Annotated in this window: 10 protein-coding genes, 2 rRNA genes and 1 other annotated feature; of the genes, 10 read left to right on the forward strand and 2 right to left on the reverse strand. The window is 53.3% G+C overall.

Annotated features, from left to right (window positions below):
• Both OCH80_RS02955 and rrf read left to right on the forward strand, forming a co-directional pair.
• Positions 1-101, forward strand: a 23S ribosomal RNA gene (locus tag OCH80_RS02955); the annotation flags it as partial.
• 69 nt (positions 102-170) lie between these two features.
• Positions 171-287, forward strand: a 5S ribosomal RNA gene (gene rrf / locus OCH80_RS02960).
• Positions 288-735: 448 nt separating this feature from the next.
• Here the strand turns inward: rrf and OCH80_RS02965 are convergent.
• Complete coding sequence (locus OCH80_RS02965; protein WP_404537773.1) at positions 736-1962, reverse strand: PLP-dependent aminotransferase family protein; 1227 nt, start codon at positions 1960-1962, stop codon at positions 736-738.
• Positions 1963-2141: 179 nt separating this feature from the next.
• On the opposite strand from OCH80_RS02965, the gene OCH80_RS02970 reads away from it, so the two are divergent.
• Positions 2142-3056: a LysR substrate-binding domain-containing protein gene (locus tag OCH80_RS02970; RefSeq protein WP_206989096.1), complete on the forward strand. Its 915-nt coding sequence runs from the start codon at positions 2142-2144 to the stop codon at positions 3054-3056.
• A 65-nt stretch (positions 3057-3121) separates the two neighbouring features.
• Here OCH80_RS02970 and asnB read toward each other — a convergent pair whose 3' ends face one another.
• The gene (gene asnB, locus OCH80_RS02975; RefSeq protein WP_404537775.1) at positions 3122-4723 is read right to left on the reverse strand and encodes an asparagine synthase B; all 1602 of its coding nucleotides are present in this window, start codon (positions 4721-4723) and stop codon (positions 3122-3124) included.
• 107 nt (positions 4724-4830) lie between these two features.
• Positions 4831-5087: a binding site (T-box leader), on the reverse strand.
• Between the two features lie 263 nt (positions 5088-5350).
• On the opposite strand from asnB, the gene argS reads away from it, so the two are divergent.
• The 7 genes from argS (at position 5351) to recQ (ending at position 13646) form a co-directional block, all read left to right on the forward strand.
• Positions 5351-7039 carry an arginine--tRNA ligase gene (gene argS, locus OCH80_RS02980; RefSeq protein ID WP_404537777.1) on the forward strand — a complete coding sequence of 563 codons (1689 nt, stop codon included), beginning with the start codon at positions 5351-5353 and terminating at the stop codon, positions 7037-7039.
• A gap of 333 nt (positions 7040-7372) precedes the next feature.
• A complete protein-coding gene (locus tag OCH80_RS02985) occupies positions 7373-7840 on the forward strand; it encodes an arginine repressor (protein ID WP_404537779.1) in 468 nt (155 codons plus the stop codon).
• 28 nt (positions 7841-7868) lie between these two features.
• On the forward strand, positions 7869-9056 hold the full coding sequence (coaBC, locus tag OCH80_RS02990; RefSeq protein ID WP_404537781.1) for a bifunctional phosphopantothenoylcysteine decarboxylase/phosphopantothenate--cysteine ligase CoaBC: 1188 nt from the start codon (positions 7869-7871) through the stop codon (positions 9054-9056).
• A 137-nt stretch (positions 9057-9193) separates the two neighbouring features.
• Positions 9194-9637 carry a DUF4145 domain-containing protein gene (locus tag OCH80_RS02995; RefSeq protein ID WP_154549465.1) on the forward strand — a complete coding sequence of 148 codons (444 nt, stop codon included), beginning with the start codon at positions 9194-9196 and terminating at the stop codon, positions 9635-9637.
• Between the two features lie 73 nt (positions 9638-9710).
• Entirely contained in the window at positions 9711-10676 is a 966-nt protein-coding gene (locus OCH80_RS03000; RefSeq protein WP_404537783.1) for an amidohydrolase family protein, read from the forward strand.
• Positions 10677-10698: 22 nt separating this feature from the next.
• On the forward strand, positions 10699-11649 hold the full coding sequence (locus tag OCH80_RS03005; RefSeq protein ID WP_404537785.1) for an NAD(P)-dependent oxidoreductase: 951 nt from the start codon (positions 10699-10701) through the stop codon (positions 11647-11649).
• Positions 11650-11858: 209 nt separating this feature from the next.
• On the forward strand, positions 11859-13646 hold the full coding sequence (gene recQ / locus OCH80_RS03010; protein ID WP_404537787.1) for a DNA helicase RecQ: 1788 nt from the start codon (positions 11859-11861) through the stop codon (positions 13644-13646).
• Positions 13647-13660 lie beyond the last annotated feature (14 nt).

Consider the following 13660-nt stretch of genomic DNA (forward strand, 5'->3'; position numbering starts at 1 on the left):
GAAAGTAAGACACCTCAGAGACGATGAGGTAGATAGGCCGGGAGTGGAAGAGCCGTGAGGCTTGGAGCGGACCGGTACTAATCAGTCGAGGACTTGACCAAAGCGAGGCAATCCGGTTTTGTCTTGGATGAGAGTATTCAGTTTTGAGCGTGCAAGCTCAAAGAAGATAGTGCGGTGGCAGTGGCAAGAAGGATACACCTGTTCCCATGCCGAACACAGAAGTTAAGCTTCTTCGCGCCGAAAGTAGTTGGTGGGAAACTGCCTGCGAGGATAGGGCGCTGCCGCGCGAAGCAAGAGTCAGACGGAAGTCTGGCTCTTTTTTTGCTCTTTCTATTTGGAAAAGATATATAATATAAATGAGGCAGAAGCAGCGTGTTGCTCTGCTGATTGTTAATCGTGCAATGACCTTTCTATAGCGTTCCCCCTGGACGCGGACAGCAGCAGGCTGACGAATTGTCAGTCTGCTGCTTTTTCTTTGCCCCTGTGTGTTTTCTTCTTTCTTTTATCTCTTTTATATTTTATATTTTCGCTCATTTCAGCCGAAGAAAAGCCCCGGTGCAGGGGGCACCAGGGCAGCAAAGCTATTGGAAATAACTGATTGAGAAATAAGTTGGAAAAATAGAGATAAGTATGGAAATGAGATTGGAATTTACATGAAAGAAATTTAGCTTATAATAGATACAAAACTAAAATTAAATAAGTAATCAAACAGCTGAATAAGATGATTACGAAGGATCAGATGGCTACCGACAATTCTGGCAGGGAAATTTCCGCGCCGTCGATGACGGTCCGCAGGCGCCGGCAGCCATCGCTGATTTGTTCGATCGTTGACCCGGTGAAGTTGACCCGCATCCCGTTCTTGATATCGCGGTTGGGGTAGAAGTTTTCAGATGGCACGTAGATCAAGTGCTGGTCTGGCACTGATTGCTCCCAAAGCATGGAAGTCGTGTCGATTTCCGGGTTGAGCTCGATCCAGAAGAAGAAGCCGCCTTCAGGGTGGCTGAGCTTGGTGCCGGCTGGCAGATTCCGCTTCAGGTCTCTGTACATGGCGTCAAGCTTGGCTCGGTAGAGGTCTTTCAGCTTTTCGATGTGTTGGTCCAAGTCATTGTTGGCAATATAGGAATCAACCGTTGCGGAAGGAATGTAAGGCACTTCCAGGTCTTCAGCCAGCTTGAGGCTGGTCAGCTGCTCCTTGATCTCAGGACTGGCTACCAGCCAGCCCAAGCGGAAGGCCGGGGTCAGGATCTTGGAGAAGCTGGACAGGAAGATTACCCGTCCTTCAGTATCCAAGCTCTTGATTGATGGCAGGCTTTGGCCGTGGTAGCGCAGATCCCGGTATGGGGTGTCCTCCAGAATGACGAAGTCGTACTTGTTGGCCAGTTCGACCAAGCGCTCCCGCTTCTTAAGCGACATGGTAATCCCGGTTGGATTGTGGAAGTCAGGCACCGTGTAGAACAGCTTGATTTCCGGGTGCTCCTTTAAGATTGCCTCGAATTGGTCAAGGTTGGCCCCGTCGCTTTCCATGCCGACTTGGTAGTAGCGCGGCTCATAGGCGTCAAAGGCTGCCAGGGCGCCGATGTATGATGGAGCTTCAACGGCCATGGCATCGCCTTTGCCGATGAATAATTTGGCTACGAGCTCGATCCCTTGCTGGCCGCCAGCGGTAAGCATGACGTCGTCAGCAGTCACATGGTCAATTCCCATCTTGTCATGGGCTCTGGCTGCCAGGTATTCGCGCAGGCGCTCGGGCCCTTTAATGTCATGATACTGGAAGGAATGATTCATTTGCCGGCAGATCGCGTCTTGGTAGGCAGCGGTCAGTTCCTTGGCTGGAAAGAGCTGCTCATCCGGGCAGCCGCCCCCAAAGGAAATAGTGTCCGTGAAATTATTGTCCGGAAAAAGTCCGACCAAACGCGACTGGCTTTTGGTATCAATCCGGCTGGCAAATAAGTTTTCTAACATGATTGTTGATTCTCCTAAATTTTATCGTTTTCGTCTTTGCTTTTCGCTGATTAGTTTGCTTGCAAATAGCTTTTTTCTTTTTCTTTTTGTGCTTGGCTATATTATAATTGCTTTGTTAGCAAGAATAAAATTCAACTTATTTCACTTTGAATGAAATCTGTTCAAGTTAGGAGAGTTAGATGCTGCCATTTCCATATTTGGTTTTCAGAACCGTCATTGAACAAGGGACTTTTTATAAGGCGTCAGTCGTCTTAAACGTGACCCCTTCGGCAATCAGCCACTCAGTCAACCAGCTGGAGACTGAGCTGGGCTTTCCGGTCTTTATCCGTTCCCGGACTGGGGTTAAGCTGACGCCTGATGGCAAGAAGATCCTGCCGCTGATTCAGGAAATCATCAACGACCAAAACCGCTTGGAGCAGGTGGCCCAGCAGATCAAGGGCCTGGACACGGGGCTGATCCGGATTGGCGCCTTCTCATCGGCCTGCATCAACTGGCTGCCGCCTTTGATTCAAAACTTTGAAAAGCAGTTTCCCAAGGTGAAGATTGCCGTCCGCCAGGCTGGCTTCAACGAGATCACCCAGGCAGTCAAGAGCGGCCAGCTGGACTTGGGTTTCACCATGATGCCTGAAAACGAGCAGGGGGTTGTCAGCGAGAAGCTGCTGGAAGACGAAATCTACTGCATCGCGCCCAAGAACTTCAAGACTGAGACCGGCATTTCCGTTGGTCACCGGGATCTGGAAAACTACAACTTTATCCTGCAGCAGGGCGACTACGACTTGGATACGAAGGCGGCGTTAGACCACTATTCCATTCAGCCAACGGCCATTCAGTTCTCCATCGACGACCAGTCGATCGTGGCGATGGTAGAAGCAGGCTTGGGCTTGGGAATTCTGCCAGCCCTGGCCTTGCAGAAAATGCAGGGGGAAGTGCAGATTCTGCCATTCAATACCCCCTTCTTTAGAAAGATCGCGCTCGTAACCTCCAGCCAGCAGCGCCTGGCACCGTCGACCAAGCAAATGATCAAGAACGTCCGCGAGTTCGTCAAAGAGAAGTATCCTAGCGGCGTTTTGACGATTGATGCCGCGCGAAGATAGCAGGCGGAAATATCTCTTCAACAGAAAAAGCAGATCGTGAGATCTGCTTTTTTCGGTATATAGATTTATTTTCCGCTTGCCCCGTAGTTGGAAAGGACGCGGGCACTTGGGTCGTTGACGCCCTTGAGGGAGTCCCATGACCGGTTTGGCATCCAGAAGTCTTTGATCCAGTCGGCTTTTCCCGGGAAATATTCCTCGAAAATGTCGCGGTAGAGCAGGGATTCCTTGGTAAACGGGGTGCAGTATGGGTACTTGTCCTTAGCACTGGCCAGGTCCGCGTCAGTGTACTTGCCGTCAGCATATTCCTTCAAGTCGTCGACCATTGAGTGGCCCACGGCGTCTGAGAAGGCGGCCTTTTCCCGCATCAGGATGTCCTCTGGCAGCCAGTCGCCCTCAGCAAAGGCCTTGCGCAAGAGGTACTTGCCCTTGTGGTAGTGGTTCATCTTGAGGTCAGGATCGATGCTCATCACGTATTCGGCAAAGTCCCGGTCAGCGAAAGGTACGCGGCCTTCCAGTGAGTTGGCGGAAATGCAGCGGTCGGCCCGGAGCACGTCGTACATGTAGAGTTCCCGCAGGCGCTTGGCCGCCTCTTTTTGAAATTCTTCGGCGCTTGGGGCGAAGTCGGTGTACTTGTAGCCAAAGAGCTCATCGGAGCATTCACCAGTCATGATGACTTTCAAGTCGGTCGCTTCGTGAATCCGCTTGCAGAGGATGTACATCCCGATTGAGGCCCGGATCGTGGTAATATCCCAGGTTTCCAAGGTGTAGATGACTTCTCTGAGGGATTTGAGCACGTCATCGCGGGTCATGATGAATTCGGTATGGTCGCTGCCGAGGTAGTCGGCCACTTCTCTGGCATATTTTAAGTCAATCGGGTTCTTGTCCATCCCGATGGCAAAAGTTCTGATTTTCGCGTCTTCTGGCAAGAGACGGTCAGCGATGGAGCAGACCAGGGAAGAGTCAAGCCCGCCGGACAAAAGGTAGCCGACTGGGGCGTCAGAAGCCAGGCGCTTGTCCACGGCCTTGATCAAGAGGTCGCGGATGGTTCTGGTGGATTGGTCAAAGTCATCGGTTGCCATCTTGGAGACCAGATCTGGGGCGTGGTACTCGACAAACTTGCCCTTGGCACCGTCGTAGTAGTGGCCTGGCAGGAAGGGGTGGATCTCATCGCAGAGGTCAAGCAGCGTCTTGCCAGTGGAGGCGAAGGCCAGCTTGCCTTCTTTCTTGGTAAAGCCGTAGAACATTGGCCGGATGCCGATGATGTCGCGGGCCGCGTAGACCTTGCCGCTCTTGTGGTCGTAGAGGACAAAAGCGAATTCCCCGTCCAGCATCTTGACCATAGTGTCAATCCCGTACTTGCGGTAAAGCGGGATCAGGACTTCACAGTCGCTGCCGCTGGTGAACTGGTAGTCGGTTTCCAGGTTTTGCTTGAGTTCAGGGTAGTTGTAGATTTCACCGTTGCAGACCAAGGTGCAGTCGAGACATTCAAACGGTTGCATCCCTGAGTCGGACAAGTCCATGATAGCCAGGCGGTTAAAGCCAAAGGTGATCCCTTTTTCGTCAAAGACCCGGGTCATGTCTGGGCCACGGTCTTCGTTTTTGGCTAAAGCTTCGTCAAAGGTCTTGAGTGAAAATTCTTTTGAATCGACTGCTAAAAATCCGCACATGGTAGTTTCCTCCGTTTGGTAGATGTGATGAGTTGAACAGCTGCATTAAATAAAAAATGAAGAAGCGGGAAAATAGAAAAGCCTTTCGCCGCCCGGTATCCTGAGATACAAGGGACGAAAGGCTTTGGTTCCGCGGTACCACCCTAATTGCTCCCTGCACGCGGGGAGCCTGCTTATCAAGTACTAACATACTCGACTGGTGGTAACGGACCAGCAGACGGCTGAGCCTACTTTGCGGAAGGCATTTGGGTCAGCAGCTCTTGGAAAAAGTGTTTTTCAGCAAAAGCAGGGTCTACCGGCTTTTCACTGCCGCCGGCTCACTGCAAGAATGCTTCAGCTTACTCGTCTTCTTCATCGCTTTTTAATTAATTACTCATATTTTAACCTGAAGGCTGAAAATTGCAAGCTTTTTTTAGAAAAATCTCTGGCTTTCCGCTGAAAACGCAATGAAAAGGTCTTGCATTAGCTTGTAACAGGCTCTTAAGTCCTGTTATAATAGATCAAGCATGATAAAAATGGCGCATAGCGTGCAAAATTGCTGGCTGCCTGCTTGTTTGGCCGGCATGGGTGCAGAGCCGCTGAGTCTTTTTATTGAATGAACACTACTAAGTACAAAGAAGGTATTATATGAACGGTAAACAATTAGTCGCTGAAGCCTTGCAGGCAGTACTGCCTGACTGGTCAATGGACGAAGTTGAAGCAAAGATCGAACGTCCAAAGGACGAAAAGCTGGGGGACTACGCCTTTCCAGCCTTCACTCTGGCCAAGACTCTGCGCAAGGCGCCGAATTTGATCGCTGCTGACCTGGCAGACCAGATCGACAAGAGCAACTTTGAAAAGGTGCAAGCCGTTGGCCCTTATGTCAACTTCTTCTTGAACAAGGGCAAGGCCGGGGCGGCAATCCTGCAGGAAATCCTGGCTGATCCGGAAAACTATGGGGCCCGCGACTTGGGGCATGGCCGCCAAGTCACGATCGACTACTCCTCTCCGAACATTGCCAAGCCAATGGGGATGGGGCACCTGCGTTCAACCGTGATTGGTGAAGCGATTGCCAGAATCTTGGAAAAGGAAGGCTTCAAGCCGGTCAGAATCGACTACTTGGGTGACTGGGGCACCCAATTCGGAAAGATGATGGCTGCCTACAAGATGTGGGGCAATGATGCCGACATCAAGCAGGACCCAATCAACACCTTGTTGTCATACTACGTCCGCATCAACCGTGAGGCGGAAGAACACCCGGAATACGACGATGCTGGCCGCGAATGGTTTGCCAAGCTGGAAAACGGGGATGCGGAAGCAACCCGCTTGTGGAAGTGGTTCAGAGAAGTTTCCTTGGAACGGTTTAAGAAGGTCTACGACATGCTGGACGTGCACTTTGACTCCTACAACGGGGAAGCCTTCAGTGCCAAGCTGATGGATGAGCCAATCCAAATCCTGCGCGACAAGAAGTTGCTGGTCAAGAGCCAGGGGGCTGAAATCGTTGACCTGGACAAGTACGACCTGCCACCGCTGCTGATCATCAAGAGCAATGGCACTACGACCTACATCACCCGGGACCTGGCAACCGCCATGTACCGGAAGCAGACTTACGACTTCTTCAAGTCAGTCTACGTGGTCGGCCAAGAACAGGAAGTCCACTTCAACCAATTGAAGGCCTGCCTGAAGGAAATGGGCTTTGACTGGTACGATGACATCGTTCACGTCAGCTTCGGGTTGATGAGCTTGAACGGGCGAAAGATGTCAACCAGAAAGGGCAACGTGGTCAACCTGGAAGACGTCTTGAACGAATCAGTCAAGCTGGCCCGCCAGCAGATCGCTGAAAAGAATGCCGGCCTGGCCAATGCTGATGAAGTAGCCAAGGAAGTCGGCATCGGCGCGGTCATCTTCCACGACTTGAAGAACTACCGCCGCAACCCAATCGACTTCAGTCTTGAAGAAGTCGTCAAGTTTGAAGGTGAGACCGGCCCTTACGTGCAATATGCTAGAGCCCGCGGCGAAAGCCTCCTGCGCAAGGGCGGGATCCGCGACTTCTCCAAGACGGATTTGTCCAAGATCGGCAGCGAGGAATGGGACCTGGTTTCCTTCATGGGCCGTTTTGGCGATGTCATCCAAAGAGCGATGGAGCAATACGATCCATCATTGATCGCCAAGTTTGCTTTGGAATTGGCTAAGCGCTTCAACAAGTACTACGCTCATACCAGAATTCTGGTCGACGACGAGGCTAAGGAAGCAAGACTGGCTGTCGTACAGGCTATGAGCAATGTCTTGAAGGCTGCCTTGCAGATGCTGGACGTCAAGGCGCCAGACGAAATGTAATGGCCGCCTGGCCCAGATGAAAAATTCCGAAGCTGGCTAGGTCTGTGCTTCGGAATTTTTTTACCTTAGTTCGTGTAAATATTATTAAATTGCTATCTTTTTCCTTTGCTTTCTTAAGAACGGATTAAGTGCTCATCGGATCTTTAAATAACAACTTTTACTTAGTTAAAAAGTGCGCTAGAATTAGAGAGACGTGTGTTTGTGCCATAATTAAATTACAAGAGAAAGGCAGAAGTTTTCTCTGGTGATGGCTGCGTGCAGCAAGTGAAAATAGAGAAAAGATAAATGAGTTTGGTAATAATCTTCAATAATGTATGAGCGAGGTTATATAAGATGAACTACAAAGAGCGCCGTCAGCTAATCTATGAACTGATCCAAAAGAACAAGGTCGAGACCCAGGAGCAGCTGCTTGGCTTGCTGAAGGATCAAGGCATTTCTGCTACCCAGGCGACGATTTCCCGGGACATCCACGCCCTGCACATTACCAAGGTGCCAGGCCAGGATGGCCGGAGCTATTATGCCAAGGCTCCAGCAGCCGTGGTTGACAAGGAGTTCCAGCTCCGCCAGGCCGTGGCTGAACGGGTGGCGACGGTTTCCTGCGTCCAGTTTATGGTTGTGATCAAGACCAGCATGAAACTGACTTACGCGCCTGTTTTGGCGGGAATGATCGATGACCTTGAAGATGAAAGCATCGTTGGTACCCTGGCTGGGACCGATACTTTGCTTGCTGTCTGCAAGGACGAGGCCAGCGCCCAGAAATTTGCCCAGTCGCTGCAGGCGGTATTGACTGGTCGCGTCTAGAACGCGATGGAATAACGGGATTGATTTGATGAGCAAGATTTCTGTGTACATGACTGGCGGAATTGCCGCTTATAAGGCCGTCATGGCCGTCAGAGGACTGCAGAAGGCCGGCCACCAGGTTCGGGTGGCGATGACCAGGAACGCGGAAGAGTTCGTAGGCGCCAGCACCCTGGCTGCCTTGACCAAGACTCCGGTCCTGGATGATCTGTTCGCGGACAGCAGGCGCGACCAGATAGCCCACATTGAGCTTGCTGACTGGAGCGATCTGGCCCTGGTATTGCCGGCTGACGCCAACGTCCTGGCTAAGATGGCCAATGGCCTGGCGGATGATGCCGTGTCAACCACGCTTTTGGCCTGCCACTGCCCAAAATTAGTGGTACCGGCAATGAACGAGCACATGTGGAAGAATCCGGCTACCCAGCGCAATCTGGCCTTGCTGAAGGGCGACGGGGTCAAGGTCTTGGAGCCAGCCAGCGGCTTTTTGGCTGAGGGCTATTCCGGCAAGGGCCGGATGCCAGAGCCAGACCAGATCGTGGCCTGGGTGCAGAGCTTTCTGACCCAAGGCCCGCTCTCTGGCAAAAAGATCGTGGTCACCGCCGGCGGTAATTTAGAGGCGATTGATCCCGTCCGCTTTATTGGCAACCATTCAAGCGGGAAGATGGGCTGCTGCTTCGCGCGAGCAGCGGCGCAGATGGGGGCGGAAGTTACCCTGATTTACGGGAATGTATCCGTCGCGCTGCCGCAAAATGATCGCATCCGCCTGGTCAAGGCCTTGTCTGCCAAAGAGATGCTCCAAGCGGTGCAGGCGGCTTTTGCCCAAAGCGATGCCTTGATCATGGCGGCCGCCGTCAGCGACTGGACTCCAAAGACTGCAGCTGACCATAAGCTGAAGAAGCAGGCCGGCGTGGATGAGTTCCACCTGACTCTGGTCAAGAATCCGGATATCTTGCAGACGGTCGCTGCCGGCAAGCGGGAAACGCAAGTGGTCATCGGCTTTGCCGCTGAAACCAATGACCTCCTGGCCAACGCCCAGCGGAAGCTAGACAGCAAGGGGGCGGACTTGATCATTGCCAACGACGTCTCAAGCAATGCTTTCGGCGCTGATAGCGACCAGGTCACGCTTTTGACCAAGGGCCAAGCGCCAGAGTCTTGGCCAAGAATGTCCAAGCAGGAAGTCGCTGAGCGGGTTTTGACCCGCCTGGCGGAGAAAATCTAAAGAGCATGAAGCAAGAGTCTTTCATCGTCTTGATGAAAGACTCTTTTGTTTTTTTCTGAAATCGGCTGCCCTAACTTAACCGCTTTCATATATAATATGAGTTGAACAACCAGTAAATTATAGAAAGAGGACACATCATGGAAGAATTCGATTTTTCATTCGTTAAGGGCAGCGACCTGCTCAAGGATTTCAGCGGGGATATCGACAAGGTGATTGACTTTTACAAGCAGGGTGAATACAACGAAATGATCTTCAACGCCCGGCGGGTGATTGAAGGCTTGGCGGCCAAGCTGGTCGAGCTTAACGGCCTGCAGAATGACAGAAATTCCGGCTATGGGCTGTCGGAAAAGCTGGCTGCCCTTAGAAGCGATGCCAAGTACCCGGCGCGGATCATGCGCTTATTTGACCGCTTGCGAACTTATGGGACCATTGCCGTGCACGCAACGGCCAAGATCGATGCCTGGAGCGCGCAAGTGGCTTTGATGAACTTCCACGACCTGCTGGCTTACATGGTCAGCTTCCATGAGCAAAAGCGCGTTAAATACGCGGATATTCTCCTGAATGGTTTCGTCAGAAAGTAATTTGGCTTAAAATAGAACGGTAATGCTCGGCAAGAGCTGAAAATAAATAAGAAAAGGGTGGCGAAGAAGCTTAATGGAAAAAATTGACGCGCACCTGCATCTGGTCCGCGATTTGGCCAGCTACAAGGGAATTGGCCGCAGCAACGCCTTAGGCAACGGGGAGGTCATCTGGGATGATGGCTTCAAGACCCGCTTGTTCCCAGCCGGCTGGGGGGCGGACTCCTTCAGGATGGACCAAGCCCTGCAAGTGCTGGCGCAAAACGACGTATCCAAGGCCGTTCTGCTCCAGGGAAGCCTGTACGGCTTTCAGAACTATTATTCCTGGCAGGCGGCCAAGAAGCATCCAGACCGCTTTATTGCTGCCTTTTCCGTTGATCCGTTTGCTGACGGGGCGATGAAGATCGTGGACCGGCACGTCCGGGACCTGGGCTTTCGGATCATGAAGCTGGAAATCAGCCAGGGCGGGGGCCTGATGGGCTATCATGAGGAATTCCGCCTGGATGCTGATCCGCGCTGGGAGGAAATCTTTGAATACATCGCCAGATATCCTGGCTTCGTCGTGGCGATCGACTACGGGGACGCGGGGCAAAAGAGCCACCAGCCCGAAGCCATCGCCCACTTGGCCCAAAGATACCCGCAGCTGGACTTCGTCGTCTGCCACCTGTCCTTCCCCAAGCCCGGCAAATTGGCTGAGCTGGCCAGCGAGCTGCGCCTTTTGAGCCGCTTTGACAATATTGCCTGTGATCTGGCGGCTTTGCAGGATATCGCCCAAGAGACCAATTATCCTTACCCCTTCTGCCAGGAAGCCGTCAGCCTGGGCAAGGACATCCTGGGCAGCCAGCGCCTGCTCTGGGGGAGCGATGCCCCTTGGTCAGCCACTTTCAACCGCTATGACCAACTGGCCAGCTGGCTGCAAGACGCGGAAATTTTTTCTGAAAGAGACCTGCACGCGGTCATGTATGCCAACGCGGAGCGGATCTACTTCAAGCCAGACAACGTAAAAGCCATGCGCGAGAGCGCGGACCCGCTGGTTGATTGATGCTAAGGAGACAAAAACAATTATGGCAATTCCAATGATTTTAGTGGCCGGGATCGCGGAAGAGCGCCTGGACGAGTTGAAAAAGTACTGCCAGGTCACGGTCGGGCCCAAGCATGCTGGGGCGGACTGGTATCAGGACCACATCCAGGGCTATGATGGGCTGCTGGCAGCCAATATCAAGGTTGACAAGGCGTTGATCGATGCCGGCAAGCAGCTGAAAATCATCACCAGCTGCGGGGTCGGCTTTGACCATATCGACGTGGACTACGCGGCTTCCCAAGGGATCGTCGTTTCCAACTGTCCGGTATCCGTCATGCAGCCAACGGCTGAGATGGCCTTTACCATGCTGCTGGGCTTGACGCGCAAGATCCATATTTATGACAGCGCCATGCGCTTTGGCAAGTTTCTGGACACCAGCCAGGTTCAAAACCAAGGGCAAAGCCCGATGGGCAAGACCTTGGGGATCTTCGGCATGGGGCGGATTGGTCAGACTTTGGCCGGCTATGCCAGGGCCTTTGGCATGAGCGTGCTCTACCACAACCGCCACCGCCTGTCTGTTGACAAGGAGCGGGAGATCGGGGCCAGCTACGTTTCTTTTGAAGATCTCCTGCGCAAGTCCGACTACTTGAGCCTGAATGCTCCAGCCACGCCAGAGACCTACCACGTGATCGACCAGGCGGCTCTGGCTTTGATGCAGCCGACCGCTTTCTTGATCAATACGGCCAGAGGCAGCTTGGTCGATGAGGCCGCCCTGCTTGCCGCCCTTAAGGAGGGGCAAATTGCCGGGGCTGGCCTTGACGTGTTTGAGAATGAGCCCTACTGCAATCCGGAATTCCGCAAGCTGGACAACGTCATTTTGACCCCGCACGCTGGCTCTGCTACCAAGGAAGCGCGCCGGAACGTCCTGAAGGAGGCGACCAACAACCTGGTCTCCTTCCTGGTGGAAGGAGTGCCGGTCAACCGGGTCAACTGATTACCTGGTCAGAGGCAAAAAAGTGATGATTGTCACTTATTTTGTTAATCTTTTTAAGAAAAAACATGCATTTTTGAGCTAATTGCTATAAAATACTAGGTAGATAATAATTAAATTTCGGTACAGGAAGACGCGGGCTGCAGTTCCGCGCCTTTTTTTGCTACTATAGAGAAGGTTATTGCTCATTTTACTTTTAAGGAGGGGTTGGCTTGCTGGATCCGCTTGCGGTGCTAAAGAAATATTTTGGCTATGACAGCTTTCGTCCGGGCCAAAGGGAAACGATTGAGATGGTGCTGAGAGGGGAAAACGTCCTGGCCGTCATGCCGACGGGGGGCGGGAAGTCCATCTGCTACCAAGTGCCTGCCTTGATGATTCCCGGCACTACGGTCGTTGTCTCGCCGTTGATCTCCCTGATGAAGGACCAGGTCGACAGCCTGCGCGAATACGGGATTCCGGCCGCGGCCTTGAACAGCACGACTCCGCAGGAAGAGGTCAACCCGATTCTGCGGGCCTGCTATGAGGGCAAGATCAAGCTCTTGTACGTGACCCCGGAAAGAATGGAGCTGGACTACTTCCGCTACCAGCTGAACTTTCTGCAAATCAACCTGGTGGCGATCGACGAGGCCCACTGCATCTCCCAGTGGGGGCATGACTTCCGTCCCGCCTACCGCAAGCTCAAGGACGGCATCAGTGCCCTGCATACCCGTCCCAACGTTCTGGCCCTGACGGCCACGGCGACTGAGGCGGTCAGACGGGACATCAGCCAGCAGCTGGACATTCCGCCGCGCAACTGCGTCATCACTTCTTTTGAGCGCAAGAACCTTTCCTTCAAGGTCGTCAACGCGCCAAAAAACACCCGGGCCTATATCGTCAGCTACCTCAAGCGCCACCAGGGCGAAGCCGGGATCATTTATGCCAATACCCGCAAGAAGGTGGAGGGGCTGACGGAATTTCTGCAAAAGCTGGGCTTTGAAGTGGCCGCTTACCACGCGGGGATGTCCAATGAGGAGCGGGCAAAGGTGCAGGATGACTTCCAGTATGACCGCGTCCCCTTGATCGTGGCCACCAATGCTTTTGGCATGGGAATCGACAAGTCCAACGTCCGCTTTGTCCTGCACGCCAATTCGGCCAAGAACCTGGAAGCCTACTACCAGGAAGCCGGCCGGGGCGGCCGGGACGGGCTGGAGAGCGAGGCCGTCATGATCTACCATCCCGCCGACCTGCGGCAGTTCCGCTGGTTTATCGACAATTCCGAGGGCAGCGACAGCTACCGGGAGGTGCAGTACCAGAAGCTGCAGACGATCGCTGACTATGCCAGCACCGACGACTGCCTGCAGCAGTTCATCGTCCGCTACTTTGGCCAGGACTGCCCGCCTTGCGGCAAGTGCAGCAACTGCTTGTCAACGGGCGACCGGGTCGACGTGACTGAAGCCGCCAAGCAGATCATTGGCATGGTTTATGACCTGGATGGCCGCTTTGGCAAAAAAGTAATTGCCCAGGCCGTGACGGGATCAAGCGTGAAAAAGATGGCTGAGATTGGGGCCGACTCCTGCGTCCACTATGGTCTGCTCAAGGGGATGAAGCAGACGGAAGTGGCCAGCTTGATTGACTTCATGGTTTCCAAGGGCTACTTGGAGCTGGCTGGGGACAAGTATCCGGTCCTGCACGTGACCAACCGCGGCTGGGACGTCTTAGACGGAAAAGCCTTGGTCAAGCGCAAGCAGGAGCCGCGGCCTGAGGCCGCTTCCGCTTTTGCGGCAAGCTCTGGCAAAGATCAGGAACTCTTTGAAAGGCTGCGCCGAAAGCGGCGCGCCCTGGCCCAGAAGAAGAACGTGCCCCCGTTCGTTATTTTTTCCGACCTGTCCCTGCGCGACATGGCTGCTAAGAAGCCGCAAACGGATGCGGACTTTCTGGACTGCAGCGGGGTCGGTAGCGCTAAGCTGCGCAACTACGGAAAGACCATGATGCGGGTCATCCGGGACTACCTGCGGGAATGAAAAAACAGCTTTTT

It is taken from the genome of Lactobacillus sp. 23-2, assembly GCF_044902225.1.
Classification (GTDB): Bacteria; Bacillota; Bacilli; order Lactobacillales; family Lactobacillaceae; genus Lactobacillus; species Lactobacillus absianus.